At 67.3% G+C, this 16,334-nt stretch carries 16 protein-coding genes; 5 read left to right on the forward strand and 11 right to left on the reverse strand.

The window, feature by feature from the left end; all coding sequences use genetic code 11:
• Nucleotides 1-25: 25 nt before the first annotated feature.
• From E3T49_RS11195 to E3T49_RS16615, 3 genes are all read right to left on the reverse strand, one after another.
• The gene (locus E3T49_RS11195; RefSeq protein ID WP_134424984.1) at nucleotides 26-316 is read right to left on the reverse strand and encodes a DUF3039 domain-containing protein; all 291 of its coding nucleotides are present in this window, start codon (nucleotides 314-316) and stop codon (nucleotides 26-28) included.
• Between the two features lie 150 nt (nucleotides 317-466).
• Complete coding sequence (locus E3T49_RS11200) at nucleotides 467-2,041, reverse strand: hypothetical protein (RefSeq protein WP_241972777.1); 1,575 nt, start codon at nucleotides 2,039-2,041, stop codon at nucleotides 467-469.
• Nucleotides 2,017-3,693 carry an ATP-binding cassette domain-containing protein gene (locus tag E3T49_RS16615; RefSeq protein WP_241972778.1) on the reverse strand — a complete coding sequence of 559 codons (1,677 nt, stop codon included), beginning with the start codon at nucleotides 3,691-3,693 and terminating at the stop codon, nucleotides 2,017-2,019. Before E3T49_RS16615 ends, E3T49_RS11200 begins: the two co-directional genes overlap by 25 nt.
• A gap of 261 nt (nucleotides 3,694-3,954) precedes the next feature.
• Here E3T49_RS16615 and E3T49_RS11210 point away from each other — a divergent pair, with 261 nt between their 5' ends.
• The 3 genes from E3T49_RS11210 to E3T49_RS11220 are packed head-to-tail and all read left to right on the forward strand — an operon-like array spanning nucleotide 3,955 to nucleotide 6,239.
• Nucleotides 3,955-4,647, forward strand: a complete 693-nt coding sequence (locus E3T49_RS11210; RefSeq protein WP_134424985.1) for a phosphocholine cytidylyltransferase family protein — start codon at nucleotides 3,955-3,957, stop codon at nucleotides 4,645-4,647.
• Between the two features lie 45 nt (nucleotides 4,648-4,692).
• Nucleotides 4,693-5,493, forward strand: a complete 801-nt coding sequence (locus tag E3T49_RS11215) for an ABC transporter permease (protein ID WP_241972779.1) — start codon at nucleotides 4,693-4,695, stop codon at nucleotides 5,491-5,493.
• Nucleotides 5,493-6,239, forward strand: a complete 747-nt coding sequence (locus E3T49_RS11220) for an ABC transporter ATP-binding protein (protein WP_134424986.1) — start codon at nucleotides 5,493-5,495, stop codon at nucleotides 6,237-6,239. The genes E3T49_RS11215 and E3T49_RS11220 overlap by 1 nt, the downstream gene beginning before the upstream one ends.
• On the opposite strand, the gene E3T49_RS16195 is transcribed toward E3T49_RS11220, so the two are convergent.
• Nucleotides 6,236-6,529 carry a helix-turn-helix domain-containing protein gene (locus E3T49_RS16195; RefSeq protein ID WP_166785529.1) on the reverse strand — a complete coding sequence of 98 codons (294 nt, stop codon included), beginning with the start codon at nucleotides 6,527-6,529 and terminating at the stop codon, nucleotides 6,236-6,238. The two genes, E3T49_RS11220 and E3T49_RS16195, sit on opposite strands and share 4 nt — an antisense overlap.
• 88 nt (nucleotides 6,530-6,617) lie before the next feature.
• On the opposite strand from E3T49_RS16195, the gene E3T49_RS11230 reads away from it, so the two are divergent.
• Nucleotides 6,618-7,499, forward strand: a complete 882-nt coding sequence (locus E3T49_RS11230) for a hypothetical protein (RefSeq protein WP_420898545.1) — start codon at nucleotides 6,618-6,620, stop codon at nucleotides 7,497-7,499.
• Here the strand turns inward: E3T49_RS11230 and E3T49_RS11235 are convergent.
• The 7 genes from E3T49_RS11235 to E3T49_RS11265 all read right to left on the reverse strand — a co-directional run bounded on the left by E3T49_RS11235 (nucleotide 7,496) and on the right by E3T49_RS11265 (nucleotide 14,924).
• Nucleotides 7,496-8,797: a hypothetical protein gene (locus tag E3T49_RS11235; protein WP_174722416.1), complete on the reverse strand. Its 1,302-nt coding sequence runs from the start codon at nucleotides 8,795-8,797 to the stop codon at nucleotides 7,496-7,498. The two genes, E3T49_RS11230 and E3T49_RS11235, sit on opposite strands and share 4 nt — an antisense overlap.
• 74 nt (nucleotides 8,798-8,871) lie before the next feature.
• On the reverse strand, nucleotides 8,872-9,771 hold the full coding sequence (locus E3T49_RS11240) for a glycosyltransferase family 2 protein (protein WP_134424988.1): 900 nt from the start codon (nucleotides 9,769-9,771) through the stop codon (nucleotides 8,872-8,874).
• On the reverse strand, nucleotides 9,758-10,570 hold the full coding sequence (locus tag E3T49_RS11245; RefSeq protein ID WP_134424989.1) for a CDP-alcohol phosphatidyltransferase family protein: 813 nt from the start codon (nucleotides 10,568-10,570) through the stop codon (nucleotides 9,758-9,760). Before E3T49_RS11245 ends, E3T49_RS11240 begins: the two co-directional genes overlap by 14 nt.
• Entirely contained in the window at nucleotides 10,567-11,628 is a 1,062-nt protein-coding gene (locus E3T49_RS11250) for a glycosyltransferase family 2 protein (protein WP_166785530.1), read from the reverse strand. The genes E3T49_RS11245 and E3T49_RS11250 overlap by 4 nt, the downstream gene beginning before the upstream one ends.
• 131 nt (nucleotides 11,629-11,759) lie before the next feature.
• Entirely contained in the window at nucleotides 11,760-13,379 is a 1,620-nt protein-coding gene (locus tag E3T49_RS11255) for a S1C family serine protease (protein ID WP_134424990.1), read from the reverse strand.
• 118 nt (nucleotides 13,380-13,497) lie between these two features.
• Complete coding sequence (locus E3T49_RS11260; protein WP_134424991.1) at nucleotides 13,498-14,202, reverse strand: hypothetical protein; 705 nt, start codon at nucleotides 14,200-14,202, stop codon at nucleotides 13,498-13,500.
• 149 nt (nucleotides 14,203-14,351) lie between these two features.
• Nucleotides 14,352-14,924 carry a hypothetical protein gene (locus E3T49_RS11265; protein ID WP_134424992.1) on the reverse strand — a complete coding sequence of 191 codons (573 nt, stop codon included), beginning with the start codon at nucleotides 14,922-14,924 and terminating at the stop codon, nucleotides 14,352-14,354.
• 78 nt (nucleotides 14,925-15,002) lie between these two features.
• Between E3T49_RS11265 and E3T49_RS11270 the strand changes: the two genes are divergently transcribed.
• Nucleotides 15,003-16,202: an aminotransferase class I/II-fold pyridoxal phosphate-dependent enzyme gene (locus E3T49_RS11270; protein ID WP_134424993.1), complete on the forward strand. Its 1,200-nt coding sequence runs from the start codon at nucleotides 15,003-15,005 to the stop codon at nucleotides 16,200-16,202.
• Nucleotides 16,203-16,334 lie beyond the last annotated feature (132 nt).

A 16,334-nucleotide genomic window follows, 5' to 3' on the forward strand; every position in this document is an offset into this window, starting at 1 on the left:
CACCCGGTCGTGAACACCCGGTCGGTCAGGCCTTCATCTTCTCGTAGATGGCCTTGCAGCTCGGGCAGACCGGGAACTTCTCCGGGTCGCGTCCGGGCAGCCACTTCTTGCCGCAGAGGGCGCGCACGGGCTTGCCGGAGATGGCCGATTCGAGAATCTTGTCCTTGGGCACGTAGTGCGAGAAACGCTCGTGGTCGCCCGGCTCGATCTGCTCCTGGTTGATGAGCTCCTCGAGCTCGCGGTCGAGCGTAGACGTGCCGCCGCCTGCGCCCGGGTTGCCGGGCTCTGCGATGCTCACGCGAAAATTTTCAGTCATGCTCCCAGTCTAAAACAACCCGTGCCCGGATGGGCAGGCCGGCCTGGTCCCGGCACCGAGAGTGCCCGTTCCGGTCGAGAGTGACCGGCGGAACGGGCGCACTGGCTGCGCATGCCGGCCGCTGGGGATGCCGCGCCAGCGTCGGCTTCCCTAGGCGCGGACGGCCGAGGAGATCATCTCCGGACCGCGCCGCTCGAACGCGCGCGAGCCCAGCCACACCCCGACGACGAGGGTGAACAGGCCCACACCGACGCCGAGGGCGAGCGCCGGGATGTTCCAGACCGGGTCCACGAACACGCCCAGAATGCCGCACACAAGCGCCGGGAGGGACAGGATGATGGACCCCGCGAAGGTCAGGGATTGAATCAGAGCCGCGGCCGTGTCCGATGCCTGCGGCTGCACGAAGGGGCTGTCCCCCGGCTTGCTGGCCGGGTACGGGAAGCGGGCCGACGAATAGCTCGAGAAACCAAGCCCGGTCAGAAGGATGCTGGTGCTCACCCCCAGGATCGCCGGCATCACCGCCCAGTCGCCGTACACCGACACGCTGATGGCTGAGCCGGCCGCGATCATGGGGATCCCGACGAAGAGAGCCGGAACCAGCCGACCGATCCGGTCCGCGAAGCCCCGGGTGCCGGAGGCCACGTGCAACCACACGGCGGTGTGGTCCAGGGCGACGTCGTTGTGCAGGGTCCAGCCCAGGAACACGCTCATCAGCGGCACCGGGAGCAGCGCCAGATAGCTGATCGGAACCCCAGCGAAGGACAGCGGCAGGATCACGATCACGGGGATGACCGGGATGATGAGGACCGACATCCAATAGCGCGAGTCCCGGCGCCAGTAGGTGAGGCTGCGGGCGGCGATCGCGCCCATCGGGGTGTGCGGCAGGCTGTCGAACCATCCCAGCCCGCCGTAGTGGCGCACCTGGGCCTCGCGACCGGGTGTGACGAGCATCCGTGCCACCAGCGCCTGCCACGCCAGCCACAACAGGTAGGTCGTGACCGTGGCGAGGAGCAGCTTCAGCACGGCCTCTCCCCAGAGACCGGTCGACGCGTCCCCGGGCGCGGCCCAGGCTGCCCCGAGGGGGGTCCAGCCCAGAATCGCCGCCACCCCGCCGATCAGATCGAGCCCGTACCGGTCCCAGTCGAAGTTGAGCGCCAGCAGCACGACGGGAGCGATCATGACCAGCAGCAGCACCCCGATGATGCCGGTGAATTCCCGCGACCGACGCGTCGCCAGCAGGAATGCCGCCACGGATGTGCTCACCCGCGACACCAGCATGCACGTGGCCAGCAATAGTGCGCCGGCGACGAGGGCGAACAGTGTCTCCCCCACCCCCCTGGACCAGGTCACAACGGTGCCGACCAGGACGACCGTCAGGACGAGCGCCGGCACGCCGATCAGCGAAGACAACGCCAGACCGAGAGATAACCGCCGGGTCGGGATGCCCATGGTCGCGAATTTGCGCGGGTCCATGCTGTCGTCGATCCCGAACACGAGCGGGAACAGCGCGAAACCGAGTACGACCAGCGACCCGGCGACGATGACGCCGTCGCGCACGGCCACCACGTCACCCGTGAAACGCAGCCCCACGAGCACGACGAAGAGGCCGACAGCGAGAGCGAGCCCGTAGAGCAGGCCGACGATGATGCCGACGACCTGCCAAGGACTGCGCCGGAACAGATTGGCGAGCAGGCGGACCTTCAGTCCGAGAAACTGTGCAACCACTCCATGCCCTCCGCCACTTTGCGTCCCCCGGCCAGCTCGATGAACCGCTCCTCGAGCGTCTTCTCGCCTCTGACCTCGTCGATGGTGCCGGACGCCAGCACGGCGCCCTGCACAATGATGGCCACATGGTCGCAGACGCGCTGGATCAGGTCCATACCGTGGCTGGACAGCACCACGGTTCCGCCGCTGGCGACGTATTTCTGCAGGATCTCCGTGACGTTGACGGCGGAAACCGGGTCGACGGACTCGAACGGCTCATCGAGCACGAGCAGGCGGGGTGAGTGGATCATGGCGCAGGCAAGCGCGATCTTCTTCGTCATACCGGCGGAATAGTCGGCCACAAGACGGTTGAGCGCGTCCTCCAGGCCGAAGGCGGTGGCCAGGTCGGCCGACCGCTGGCGCACCGTGACATCGTCGAGGCCGCGAAGCACACCGGAGTAGTAGAGCAGCTGGGCGCCGGTCAGGCGGTCGAAGAGCCGCAGACGGTCGGGCAGAACCCCGATGACGCGTTTGGCCGACATGGGGCTGCCCCAGACGTCGATTCCGTTCACAGTGACGCTGCCGGCGTCCGGCCGGAGCAGCCCCGTGACCATGGAGAGCGTCGTGGTCTTGCCGGCACCGTTCGGCCCGACGATCCCGAAGAACGATCCGGCGCGAACCTCGAGGTCGATCCCCGAGACCGCCACGGTATGTCCGAAGCTCTTCTGCAGTCCGCTGACGGAGAGAACCACGGGCGCCTCCGGATCCGGCGTCGCCGCCACCGGCACCGGGGTGCGCTTGCGCGGCACGCGTTTCCCCGCGGGACGTTTCGCCGACACCTCGGCGACGGATGCGACATACTCGTCCGACTCGTCAGGCTCGTCCGCTTCGTCAGGCTCGTCTGACTGGACAGGCTCGTCCGCTTCGTCAGGCTCGTCTGACTGGACAGGCTCGACACTCTCGCCAGACCCGACGTTCTCGTCGGACTCGACGTTCTCGTCGGACTCGACGGCCGCGTCAGCCTCGACGGCCGCGTCACTTTCGACCGGCTCTGCCGCCACGGTCACGTCGATCTCCGGCCCGACCGGGGCGTCCACTGTGGGGAGGGACGGAGCGCCTGCCTCCGGAACGAGCGGAATCTCGTTCTCCGGCGGCGCCGGAGCAGGAGACACCGGATCGGCAGGGACTGCCGTGGGTTCGGGGGCGACCGGAGTGAGCGCCGCCGCGGCAGCGGCAAGGGCCGCCGCGCGCTTCGCCGCAGCACGGGCCGCACTGGCCTTCGCCGCGGTCGCCCGGGCCGCGCCGGTCTTGGCGGTGGAATCCGACTTCGCTGTGGCTGTGCGCGCAGCCGTTGCCCGGGCCGCGGTCGCGCCGGCCGGAACGGACTTCGACGTACCGGCGCTTTTCGTCGGTGCAGTTGCTTCGCCGTCCGGCGTGACAACCGGCGTCTTCGTGGGCGTCGGTGTGGCAGCGGGCTTACGCGGTGCGGTTGTTCGGGCTGTGGTCGTTCGGGGGGTAGCCGCGGGGCGAGCCGACGGCTTGCGGACCGGGGCCTTACGCACCGGCGCTGTGCGCACCTCGGCCGGTGCCGATGCCTGTTTTTCTGCGGATTCTGGCGCGGTCGCAGCCGCCAGCTTCTTGTCGGGCTCTGATTTCGGGGGCTCGGGAGTCACCTCGCTAACCTACCAAGGACCGTCTGACATCGCAGAGGTCGGGGGTCATCCGCGCACACATTTCTTCGGGGTCCGGCCACGGCCAGAGGGTCACGAAAACGACACGGAAGGGTTGCGCCCCTTCCCTCCTTTGGAAGCCGTAGGGTACTCTGGAGTTGGCATAACGGTGTGTCTATACATGAACTTAGAAGTGAACCTTAGACAAACTCGGTACGAACACGAGTTTTCTCGTTCACTCGAATTCTTTTTGAGGAGACAATCGTGACCACCCAGGTAGTCATTTTGGCAGCGGGCATGGGCAGCAGACTGGGCCGTTCGCTGCCGAAGCCGCTCACAGAGCTCAACGACGGTCGAACGATCATGCAGCAGCAGTTCGACAACATTGCCCACGCCTTCGGCAAGAAGGCGAAGGTCACCATCGTCGTCGGTTACAAGCTCGAGCACATCATCGAGGCCTTTCCGCAGGCATCCTTTGTTTATAACGAAGAGTATGACCAGACCAACACGTCGAAGAGCCTGATGCGCGCCCTTCAGGCATCCACCACCGGCGGCGTTCTGTGGATGAACGGCGACGTCGTCTTCGACCCGGCCATCCTCGACCGCGCCGCGGCAATGGTCGCCCGTGACCAGTCCTTCGTGACCGTGAACACCTCCAAGGTGTCCGACGAAGAGGTCAAGTACACGACCAGCGCCGAGGGCTACATCAAGGAACTCTCCAAGACCGTCACGGGCGGCCTCGGTGAGGCCGTGGGCATCAACTACATTTCCAGCTCGTACAAGGCCGTGCTGCTGCACCACCTCACCAAGGTTGCTGACCAGGACTACTTCGAACGCGGCATCGAGCTCGCGATCGAGAAGAACAACCTTCTGGTCGAACCTCTCGACATCTCCGATTTCTACGCGGTCGAGGTCGACTTCGCCGAAGATCTCGAGCGGGCTAACCTCTTCGTCTAGCGGTGCCTTTCGTAGGGCGCGTGTTGCGCCCCTACGATAGAGCGCGTGAGTAGTTACGCGGAAGTGCGCCCTGAGCAGCGCACATCGTTCGCCCGGTATCGGCATTCCCTCTGGTTGCTCACACAGCGGGACCTTCGGGTGCGCTACTCGACGTCGCTGCTCGGCTACTTCTGGTCGATCCTCGACCCGCTGGTGATGGCGGGGATCTACTGGTTCGTCTTCACCCAGGTTTTCCAGCGCACCGTCGGCCACGAACCGTACATCGTCTTTCTGCTCTCGGCGCTGCTGCCGTGGATGTGGTTCAACGGCACCGTGTCCGATTGCACCCGCGCGTTCCTGCGCGAGGCGAAGCTGATTCGGTCCACGCGCATCCCCCGAACGATCTGGGTGAACCGGCTCGTGTTGTCCAAGGGCATCGAGTTCGTGGCCTCCATCCCGGTGCTGTTGCTGTTCGCGACTGTCGCCGGCGCCGAGCTGAGCGGGTGGGTGGTGCTCTTCCCCCTTGCGATCCTGATCCAGACCATCCTGACCGCGGGGATCGGGCTGATCGTCGCTCCTCTCGTGGTCTTCTTCCGCGACCTGGAGCGGGCGGTGAAGCTCATCCTTCGCTTCCTGTTCTACGCCTCCCCGATCATCTACGGCACCGCGGACCTGCCCACGGAACTGCAGTTCTGGGCCGGCTTCAACCCGCTCAGCGGATTGTTCAATCTGTACCGGGCCGCGTTCTTCCCCGAGCAGCTCGATTGGACCCTCGTTCTGATCAGCGCGCTGATGTCGTTGCTCTTCCTCGGGATCGGCCTGATTGTCTTCACGCGCACCGAGCGCGCGGTCTTGAAGGAGATCTGATGCCGGCACCGGTGATCACCCTGTCGGGCGTCGGCATCCGTTTCCGCCGCAACCGACGCGGCCGACGTTCGTTCAAGGACATGTTCTCGGCGCGACGGCGTCGCATCCGTCCCGGCGAGTTCTGGGCCCTGCGGAACGTGGCGTTCACCGTGCAGCCCGGCGAGGCCATCGGAGTGGTCGGGCGCAACGGCCAAGGCAAATCGACCCTGTTGAAGCTGGTCACCGGCGTCGTCCTGCCGGACGAGGGTACCGTGCGCGTAGCCGAGGGCGTCGCTCCCCTGATCGAGATCACGGGTGGGTTCGTCGACGACCTCACCGTGCGCGAGAACGTCTATCTGACCGCGGGTCTGCACGGCATGACCAAGAAGCAGATCGCCGAGCGCTTCGACGAGATCATCGAATTCGCGGAGATCGCCGAGTTCGTCGAGACCCCCTACAAGCATCTCTCCAGCGGGATGAAGGTGCGCATCGCGTTCGCCGTGATCTCGCGGCTCGAAGAGCCCATCCTGCTCGTCGACGAGGTGCTCGCCGTCGGTGACAAGGCGTTTCGGGAGAAGTGCTACCGCCGCATCGAGGAACTGCTCGCCGGCGGGCGAACCCTGTTCTTCGTGTCCCACAACGAGCGGGACCTGAAGCGGTTCTGCACCCGCGGCCTCTACCTCGACAAGGGCGCGCTGGTCCTGGACGCTCCCATCGCCGAGGTTCTGGCGCTCTACAACTCGCAATACGGGATCAAACCGGCCTAACCCAAACGGCCGGCTGCGACATCCGTTGCCGGCACACCGTTTCCGCTGGGCGGCAGGTGATCGGCGTTGAACCCGGTGACCAGATCGCCCGGCTCCATGCCGAGCACCGAGGCGAGCCGAATCAGGGTATGGAAGGTGGGGTTGCCGGTGCCGCGGTCGATCCTGGCGTAATTGGACACGTTGAGGCCGGCCAGATGCGCGACTGCTTCCTGGTTGAGGGACAGCTGGCGGCGCCGGTGACGCAGACGGACACCGAGGATGCGGGATGCTTCTGACTTCGGCTCGGGCATTCTCTGTGTATAGGCGCGGACCGTGTTTTTCGCCAGAGGCGCAGGCTGGGCACGTAAACTCGACGCGAGACCGAAGGAGGGCACTCTGATGGCCAGAAAGCCACAACCACTGATCTCTGAGACGGGCGGCATGCCGAAAGGCGGCCAGCTGCCGTCGGGAATCATCACCGGCTTCGACCGTGTGATGGCGATCCACCGTCCCGCCGTTCTGGCGCACATCCGTTCGGTTCGGCGTCGCTCACCCCACGCGTCGCCGGTGGAGATCATCCAGATCCTCGAGCGACGCTACCTTGCCGCCGTCACCACCGGGGGTGCTGCCGTCGGTGCGACCGCCGTGATCCCGGGCGTCGGGACGGGCGTCACGCTGGCCCTGTCCGGAGTCGAGACGGCCGGGTTCCTCGAGGCCACCGCGCTGTTCACCCAATCCGTGAGCGAGGTGCACGGAATCGCCGTCGACGATCCCGACCGGGCACGCGCCCTCGTCATGACCATGATGCTCGGCCGGGAAGGATCCGATCTCGTGCGTCAGCTGGCCGGCCAGGCATCCGGAGCCGGAGCCCCGCGCACCGCCTACTGGGGCGAACTCGTCACGACCAGCATCCCCCGGGCCATCATGGGTCCGCTCACCGACCGGCTGCAGAGCTCCTTCATCCGGCAGTTCGCCGCGAAGGGGGGCGCCAGCGTGATCGGCAAGGCCCTGCCGTTCGGCGTAGGGGCCATCATCGGGGGTGCCGGCAACCACATCCTGGGCAAGCGGGTCGTGCATTCCTCGCGCCTGGCTTTCGGCCAGCCCCCGTTCGGCTTCCGCCCGGAACTCGACCCCAGGGTGCGGGAGATCGTCGACCGCACCACCTCGCCTCGCCGCATCCCCGGCCTGGCCCGCATCCCGTTGGCCGGCCTCACCGGGCGCATGGGGCGTCGACGGATGCCCCCCACGCCGGATCCGCAGGCCCCCGGGAGCGTGGACTAAAGCGGCTCGACGTCCGTGGTTTCGAGCGCCGGCCCCTCGACGGTCGGGTTCGTCGTCTCGATGCGCACGGCCTGCGGGTGGGCGGCGTCGCACCGTTCCCACTCTTGCATCAGGTGGGCCACGGCGGCGTGGAATCGATCGGTGGCCACCCCGGGTCCGGTGTCGCCGAAGTAGCGCTCGACCCAGACCGAGAGCCGGTCCTGGGCCTCACTGTCGTGTGTGAGGTCGTCAAGCACGTCGAGGATATTCCCGGCCCGGTCGTCCTGCAGCCACTCGCAGTCGGAGAGGTAGCCGCTGGTGTCGATCTGGGCGGCCGGATCAACCGGGCGCGTGACCATCAAGGCCTTGCCCGAGGCCAGGCGGTCATAGACCATCGCGGAAATGTCGACGATCGCGACATCCGCGGCCGAGAGCTGCCACCCGAGGTCAGGGCTGGCGTCGTAGATGTGCCGGGCGGACGCATCCCGGGCGTTGGCCGCGGCGATGGCGGCGATGATGGCCTTGTTGGCGGCGCCGTACTCGGCGTCGACCACGCCGCTGCGGGGATGCGGCCGGTAGATCACCCGGTGGCGGCCTGATTTCAGAAGGGCCGTCACGAGGGCGACACCGTGGGTGGCGATGGAGCCGTAGGCGGCGGCCGGCCGGTCTCCTTCCCAGGTCGGGGCGTAGAGGATGACCTGGCGCTCGTCGGCGAGGTAGGGGGTCGTCCCGGAGTAGTAGTCGGCCTGAGGGCGCCCGATCTTGATCGCCCGCTTGTCGAAGTCGTAGTCCCAGAGCACCTTGTCGAGGCGGGCGAGGGCGGCGTCACCGGCGACGAAGGCGTAGTCATAGGCCTTGATCTGGTTGGTGACCATGTACATCTTGTCGCTCTCACCGTGATTGATGAAGACGTGCCAGCGGCGCCCGTAGCGCATCATCTGGAAGTTGCGCGGATTCTGGTTCACATAGAACACGATCCGGATGTCCTGCTCCGCCAGGACCCGCTCGAGGTCGGCGACCCGGCGCACGTAGGCAACCGGCACCGGCGACTCCTCGATCAGCGGGAGCGCGCCTGCCCCGCTCCGGCTGAGCACGAGCACCGGCCAGGTTTCGGCAAGCTTGGCCAGCGGCTTGTACCACTGGCGCATCTGGTAGAGGTTGACGCCGCCATCGGCGAAGTACACGGCGATCTTGAAATGCTGCCGGGGCAATGGCTCACGCGTCGACAGCCGCCCGTTCAGCAGACGCTGCGCCTTACGCGACGCCGAGACGTCCCTGACCAGCTTGAGCCCAAGCCTGACGTCCCGTTGTATACCCACGCGTCAAGAATACCGGCGTTGCCGGTCGCCTCGAGCGACGATGACCCCCGAAGGGGATCTTGACGACGGAATCGTTAGACGACAGGTGGCCGGCCGGCCCGCGTCATCCGCCACACCGTGCGTAGCTTCAGCGGACGCCGCTCCCCTGGGTCGGTGGTCCAGCCCTCGCGGAACCCGGCGAGCCAGGCACGCAGGGCACTCGGCGTGCGCGCCCACCGCAGCAGCTGGATCAGGAGCCATGACCCGGCATAGACGGGCACCAGCAGGGCCGGGAGGTTTCGCCGGGCCAGCCAGACCCGGTTGCGGGCGTTCAGGCGGTAGTAGTCGGCGTGGCGGGTGGGCTGGATGACCGGGTGGTTGGCTTCCAGCTCGCCGGCGTACCAGGCGCGCAGCCCCAAATCCCACACCCGCCAGGCCAGCTCGATGCCCTCGTGGGCGTAGAAGAACGGTTCGGCCCAGCCCCCGGTGGCGTCGAAGACGGCCCGGGGAAGCAGCACGGCACCTTCCCACACCGAGAAGACATTGCTGGACTGCGTGGCTTCGCCCTTGCGGATTCGCGGGATCCAGCGGCGAGGCGATTCGATCCCGGTCGGGTCCACCACCCGGGGCTGGAGGAGTCCGATGGTCGGGTCAGCGACCAGCACCGCAATGGCATCACGCAGGAAATTCGGGTCCGGGATGCTCGCGTCGTCATCGAGGAAGAACAGATATTGCCCGGAGACCTGGGACACGCCCCGGTTACGGCCGGCCGGGATGCCCAGGTTCTCGGGCAGCCCGAGGGTCTTCACCTCGGCGGGCAGGCCGGTCGGCTGCCAGCCGTTGCCCACGCACACCACGTCCAGGAGTACGCCCTTCTGGGCCAGTATGCTCCGGATGCCGCGGGTCAGGTCATCGGGTCTGGTGCCCTGCGTGAGCAGTACGACCCCCACGGTCGGCACGGTGCGGCTGACCGGAGACGCGTCAGGACCGGACACGTTTGGACGCCATGATGGCCACGAAGTGGCCCACCAGCGAGATGAAAGCCAGCGGGACGAGCGCGACCAGCACGAACCTGTCGACCGTCGGCTCACCAAGGAAGCTGCCGACGACCGCGGCGACGAAGATCAGCATGGTCAGTTCGACCGAGTGGTACAGCCGGTGGAACGGGAGGAATCGGGCCAGGCGCCGGGCACGGGCGATGAGGCTGGACGTCGGCGTCTGCTCATGCTTGCGATCGGCGAGCTTCGTCATCCCCGCGTTCGCACGGGCCACGTGCACCATGTCATTGAGCGCCTTGTTCAGCACGATGATCAGGGCGAGCAGCAGGGCGAGGGTCGTCCAGAGGAAGTCGGCCGGAGCTTCGAACGGGTAGAAGGCGCACCGGATGCCGAATGCGATCGGGATGAGGGCCTCGGTCGTGTAGTGCCCGACCTTGTCGAGGAACACGCCGGCTGGGGAGGACTGTCGGCGCCACCGGGCGACCTCGCCGTCGGAGCAATCGACCAGCATCTGCAGCTGCCCGAGCACCAGCGCGAGCAACGCACCCCAGATGCCGGGGATGAGCAGGGCTGCGGCCGTGGACCAGCCGACCAGGATCATCAGGCCGGTGACCCCGTTCGCGGAGATGCGGGTCTTCAGCAGCATCCAGGTCAGGTACGGGGAGATGTCGCGCAGGTAGAGCGACGCCGTCCAGTGCTCGGCGTTCGCCCGCAGCCGCACCTCGGGCGGCTGGGCCACCCGGCGGAGTTCGTCGATCGAGGAGGGGCGAGCCGCCGCGGGATTCGCTGACGTCATGGTTGCCTTCCGGTATGGGCCGTGATGTTGGTGGTGAGTTTCAAATACCCGAGCAGGAAGCCGATCCCCCAGCAGAAGTGAATGCAGGGCAAGACTACGAGAAACCACACCCCGGCACGAAACCCGTCCGGCCGGGTGACGAGCACCGTGGCCATGGCCACGAGGAGCAGATAGGCCGCGGGGATCAGGAACCCGAGCAGCAGCCACGGGGTCACCCCGGTGACCAGCTGAACCAGACCGGCCACTCCGGCCAGGATTCCGACCGAGACGCCCAGGACCATTACGGGCGGCGCGAAGTAACGGATGCCGTTGGACGCCGGATAGCGGCGCGCGAGCTCGCCCCGCCAGAGGCCGGTGGAGACCATCTGCCGGGCCAGCCGGGCCAGGCTCGGGCGCGGCCGGTAGACGACCCGGAGCCGGGGCGTGAACCACACGACGCCCCCGGCCTCCCGCAGCCGCCGGTTGAGTTCCCAGTCCTGGCCGCGTTTGATGCCCTCGTCGAAGAGACCGACCCGCACGATGCCGTCCATCCGGAAACACCCCAGGTACACGGTTTCCGCCGCGCCTTCCGGCCCGCCCACATGCAGGGGCGTTCCGCCGAGCCCGATTTTTGTGCCGTAGGCGCGGGCGACGGCCTTCTGGAACGGTTGCTCACCCTGGGCGTCCATCACACCGCCGACATTGTCGGCACCGGTGCGCTCCAGGGTCTCGACCGCGATGCGGGCATAGTCCGACGGCAGTACCGAGTGGGCGTCGACGCGAATGACGACCGGATACTGCGAAGCGCGAATGGCGGTGTTCAGTCCGGCCGGGGTGGAACCGATCTCATTGGCGACGATACGGATGCGCGGATCGACCGCCGCCATCTCCTCGACCAGTTCGGTCGTTCCGTCGATGCTCGGGCCGAGGGCCAGAGTGACCTCGAACGGTCCCTCATAGTCCTGACGAAGCAGGCTGGTCACGGCGGCGCGCACATGCGTCACGTCGTTCAGGACCGGCATCACATAGGAAATCCCGAGCAGGGATTTGACTCCGGAAGTGGGCTCCTGGCTGGTCATAGTTCCATTCTTCTGGAGGGATGTCCGAGCCTACCAGCCACCCCTTTAGAGCCCGCATCAGGCCCGTTAACGCCGACTGCGCCGCCGGTGGAATCACCGAAGGCGCAGCGGGTGCTGTGAAGGAGCAGGGGTCAGCTGGTGAGCTCGCCGAGCGTGACGGAGACGGTGACCGACTTGCCGTCGCGCACATAGGTCACGTCGGCCTTCTCGCCTGCAGCAAGAGCGCGCACCTGGGCGGTGAGGTCGTTCGCGTCGGTGATCGGAACGTCGTTCAGGTTGGTGACGATGTCGCCTGCCTTCAGGCCGCCCTTGTCGGCCGCACCGCCCTGCGAGACCTCGCTGATCAGGGCGCCGACGGTGGTGCTCCCCTCGCTGCCGGCCGCGCTGGTGACGCTGGCGCCGAGGAGGCCGTGGCTGGCAGAGCCGGTGGCGATCAGTTCGTCGGAGATGCGCTTGGCCAGGTTGGACGGGATCGAGAAACCCACGCCGATGCTGCCGGCCGCAGCCGAGTCTCCGCCGGCGCTGGCGATGGCGACGTTGATGCCGATCAGTTCACCCTTGGAATTGAGCAGGGCGCCGCCGGAGTTGCCGGGGTTGATCGCGGCATCCGTCTGGATCACCGAGAGCGAGATGCTGCCGGTGGAGGGAGCCTGAGCCTGGCCGCCGTTCTGGTCGGGCAGGTCGAAGAAGAACGGGCTCTGGTCGTCGGGTTCGGTCCTGTCCGGGGTGGACGGTGCGGCCGAGGAGGCGATCGAGATGCTGCGGTTGAGCGCGCTCACGATGCCGTCGGTGACGCTGCCGGAGAGGCCGAGCGGGGCTCCGATGGCGATGGCCGTGTCGCCGACGTTGAGCTTGCTGGAGTCGGCCCACTTGATCGGCGTCAGCCCGCTGACGTCGTCGAGCTTGATCACGGCGAGGTCAGAGATCGGGTCGGTGCCGACGAGGGTGGCGGTGTACAGCTTACCGTCACTGCCGGTGACCTGGAGCGCGGCGTCGGAGGCGGCGCCATCGAGGGTGACCACGTGGGTGTTGGTCAGAATGTAACCGTCTTCGCTCAGGATGACGCCGGATCCGGTTCCGCCCGAGCCGTCGCTGGACGCACTGATGGTGACGACGCTGGGCGTGGCTTTGGCCGCGACGGCGGTGATCTGGTTGACACTGTCCGTGTTGTTGACCACGACGCTGCTGGGGCCGCTGGCCTCGCTCACCGGGATGCCGCTGCTCTGGCTGGTGAGCATGAACGCGGTGACGCCGGCGCCGGATGCCCCGCCGACGAGTGCTCCGATGGCGAGGGCCGCGATCAGGGCGACGTTTCCCGAGCGACGGGGGGCCTTGCGGGCAGCGCCGGCCTGATCGGCGGGGTATCCGGTCTGACCGTTCTGCTGGGCGTAGGCCTGCGGGGCCGCGGTCGGCGCGTAGGCGTTCTGGGTGCTCGGGGACGGTGCACCCTGGATCGGGCGGCCGAAGGCATCCGTGGCGTATGACTGTGTCGGGTGGGTGGCCGAAGCGGGCTGCTGAGCGGCGGCAGGCTGGGCAGGTGCCGGCTGAGCGCCCGTGGGCAGGGAATCGGGTGCGATGACCTCGGTCGCCTGCTCATCCGCCGGGGTGGGGGCGGTGGGGGTACTCGGGGAGGAATTGACGGAGGTGGGCTGCACCGGGGCGTTGGCCTCGCCGGCCGCGTTCACTTCGAACGGAACTGCGTCTTTGTCGGAGTCGGGTGATGAGCCGGTTTCCGGTGTGTTGTCGGTCATGGGTGCTCCTTCCAAGCGATTCCACCTTGACGCGTGAACCTGTACGAATGCTATGCGCAAGCTGGGAGCGTTCAATGACGAAGCCGTGACTTGGTCCGCACCCCGTCGATCCCCGCGGTTAGCAGCCCGGACCGGCCGGATTCGTGGTGCAGGTTCGGTTGACGAGCACCGTGCGAGCGTCGCCCACGGTCACGCCGAGGGGGCCGGCCGACACCGGCAGCGTACCCTGAACCGCGCGCCAGGAGGGGCCGGCGAACCGGAACTCAGCCGAGTAGACGGCCGAGGCCTGCACCGAGTAGACGCCCGCACGGCGGAACACGTGGCTGGTCGCGGTATCGGAGAACTCCGGCAGGCCCAGCGCCGCCCAGGTTGCCCCGCCCCCCGTGGTGCGGGCCTCCGCCCCGTCGCCGTATGACCAGCGGTAGCCGATCGGGGTGAAGCGCACCTCAGCCGGAAACCCCAGCAGTGTGCCCGACAGTGTGTGAACGGATGCTGCGGCGATGAAGTTCGCAGGCAACCCCACCACGCTCCAGCCGCGAGGCTCCATCGCCTGGGTCGGCGCCGACGGCTGGAAGTTGACGAGGTCGCTGACCCGCACGATGAGATTGGGATCACACGGCGACCCGGGGATACAGCCGACCGTGAAGTCGTCCCGCACGACCGTCAGCGGATCGGCTACGGGTGCGGCCCCCGGAGCGCCGCCCCCGGGGCCGTTCCCGTCGCCGCTCCCGTCGCCCTCACCGCCGGAACCTGACCCGCCGTCGGCCTCCTGGCCGCCGGATGCCTGGCCGCCGCCGGTCTCGTACCCCGCCGACAGGTCCACTCCGCCGTTGTTGATGGCACCATTCGCCGCCGGGCAACCCCCAATTTGAACGTCCGCACGGCTGCAGGAACCGGTTTCAGCGTGAGCTGGTTGTGAGAGCACCGCCACGGATATTGAGGCTGCAATCATGAAAGCGACGAGCGTCCAATTCAGGTGCATACTCCTGCGCCCTCCCAGACATCGGCGCTGGCCACGATGAGCGCGACTGGGTCCCGAGAGACGAGATCAAAAGACACGATGAACGGAGTGAAATCCGGTCGAGAATCCGCGACCACGGAGACCCCATTCGTATCCACAACGTCCACTTGTGAGACATCAGAGCATAGGTACGTCGTGACCGCGCCGAGTCCAGCTATATCTGATGGGCTCTCGTCTTGGAGGATCAAATCCGAAAACCGACTCTCACCCACGCTCTTGAGCCCCTTGGAACGGAAGTTGGCATAGCCTTCCATCTCAATCTCGGCCAGCTTCTGGCTCGCAAATGCACGGATACGATCGGGATCATTTCCACCCTCAGCAAGGATCTTGTCCGACATGGCCAGGTACGCCGCATAGGCCTCTGTGGCCGCGGCGAGGGCCTCGGCGTCCGAGGCGAAGACGGGGGCATCCGTTGGCGCGGTCGTCTCCGATGCCTGCGGTGCCGGCTCGGGGGCGCAGCCGGCGAGTGACAGCGCGGCGAGCAGCACCAGGCTCAGGCTGAGGTGACGCGTGACGGTCCGCATCCGGCCAACCTAGGGCATCCGGCCCGGCGGCGCTCGAACTATCCACATGTCGTAGTTTGGAGGAATGCAGGTGACACGATGACAATCTCCGGAGCCTGGCGACGCACGGCCCGGGGGGCCGGGCTGCTGGCGCAAGACGGCAGCGTCGCCGCGAGTATTTTCGCGGAGATGAGCGCCCTCGCCCTGCGCACCGGTGCCATCAACCTGGGTCAGGGTTTTCCCGACGAAGACGGTCCGGCTGAGGTGCTCGAGGCCGCACGCCAGGCGATTTCCGACGGGGTGAACCAATACCCGCCGGGGCGTGGTCTGCCCGTGCTACGCGGTGCCATTGCGCGTCACCAGCACCGTTTCTACGGCTTGTCCGTCGACCCGGACACCGAAGTCCTGGTGACGGCGGGCGCCACCGAGGCGCTGGCCGCCACCATTCTCGCTCTGATCGAGCCGGGCGACGAGGTGGTCACCCTGGAGCCGTTCTACGACGCCTACGGGGGTCTGATTGCGCTGGGCGGCGGCATCCATCGAACTGTGCGCCTGCGGGCGCCCGACTTCCAGCCGGACCCCGATGATCTCCGCGCCGCGATCACCGACCGCACCCGGCTGATCATCGTGAACAACCCGCACAACCCCACGGGCACCGTGCTGCCGCCCGAGACTCTCGAGCTCATCGTTGCCCTCGCGCACCGGCACGACGCCCTCATCGTGACCGACGAGGTTTACGAGCACCTCACTTTCGGTGTTCCCCACCTTCCGGTTGCGGCGCTGGCGGGCGCGGCCGAACGCACGATCACGATCTCCTCCGGTGGCAAGACCTTCAGCACCACCGGCTGGAAGATCGGCTGGCTCACCGCACCGGCTTCCCTGGTCACTGCGATCCTCGCCGTGAAGCAGTTCCTCACCTATGTGAACGGTGCGCCATTCCAGCCCGCGATCGCTCGGGGCCTCGACCTGCCGGACAGCTTCTACACCGGCATCGCCGCCGACCTTGAGGCCAAGCGGGACGTGCTCGAACGAGGGCTGACCGCGGCGGGCTTCGCAGTCAGCCGGCCGCAGGGGTCGTATTTCATCGTGGCGGATGCCGCGCCGCTCGGCTACACCGACGGAGCCGAGCTCTGCCGGGCGCTGCCCGACCTGGCCGGGGTGGTGGCGGTGCCGATCAGCGCGTTCTGCTCCGCAGCGCACCGTCCGGAGTTCTCCTCGCTGGTGCGCTTCGCCTACTGCAAGAAGGTGGACGTGCTCGAGCGCGCCACCGCACAACTGGCAGGCCTCGTCCCCCGGTAACAGCCGGCAGCCCCCGTAGCCTCCCGGCCGTGCCCGCAGTCTGCCGGGAGCCCGGCTTCCTCGTGCATAACTCCTGCAATTTCGTCGGCGCCGACATCCCGACCCCGGAATTCCGGGGGTGGGGCGCGAACG

Origin of the sequence: Cryobacterium cryoconiti (genome assembly GCF_004403065.1) — a bacterium.
GTDB lineage: Bacteria > Actinomycetota > Actinomycetes > Actinomycetales > Microbacteriaceae > Cryobacterium > Cryobacterium cryoconiti.

Bases quoted from the DNA above. Each gene is read 5' to 3' on its own strand.
- E3T49_RS11195 (WP_134424984.1), bottom strand. From the start codon at position 316: ATGACTGAAAATTTTCGCGTGAGCATCGCAGAGCCCGGCAACCCGGGC.
- E3T49_RS11220 (WP_134424986.1), top strand. From the start codon at position 5,493: ATGCCGGCACCGGTGATCACCCTGTCGGGCGTCGGCATCCGTTTCCGC.
- E3T49_RS16195 (WP_166785529.1), bottom strand. From the start codon at position 6,529: ATGCCCGAGCCGAAGTCAGAAGCATCCCGCATCCTCGGTGTCCGTCTG.
- E3T49_RS11230 (WP_420898545.1), top strand. From the start codon at position 6,618: ATGGCCAGAAAGCCACAACCACTGATCTCTGAGACGGGCGGCATGCCG.
- E3T49_RS11245 (WP_134424989.1), bottom strand. From the start codon at position 10,570: ATGACGTCAGCGAATCCCGCGGCGGCTCGCCCCTCCTCGATCGACGAA.
- E3T49_RS11250 (WP_166785530.1), bottom strand. From the start codon at position 11,628: ATGACCAGCCAGGAGCCCACTTCCGGAGTCAAATCCCTGCTCGGGATT.
- E3T49_RS11255 (WP_134424990.1), bottom strand. From the start codon at position 13,379: ATGACCGACAACACACCGGAAACCGGCTCATCACCCGACTCCGACAAA.
- E3T49_RS11265 (WP_134424992.1), bottom strand. From the start codon at position 14,924: ATGCGGACCGTCACGCGTCACCTCAGCCTGAGCCTGGTGCTGCTCGCC.
- E3T49_RS11270 (WP_134424993.1), top strand. From the start codon at position 15,003: ATGACAATCTCCGGAGCCTGGCGACGCACGGCCCGGGGGGCCGGGCTG.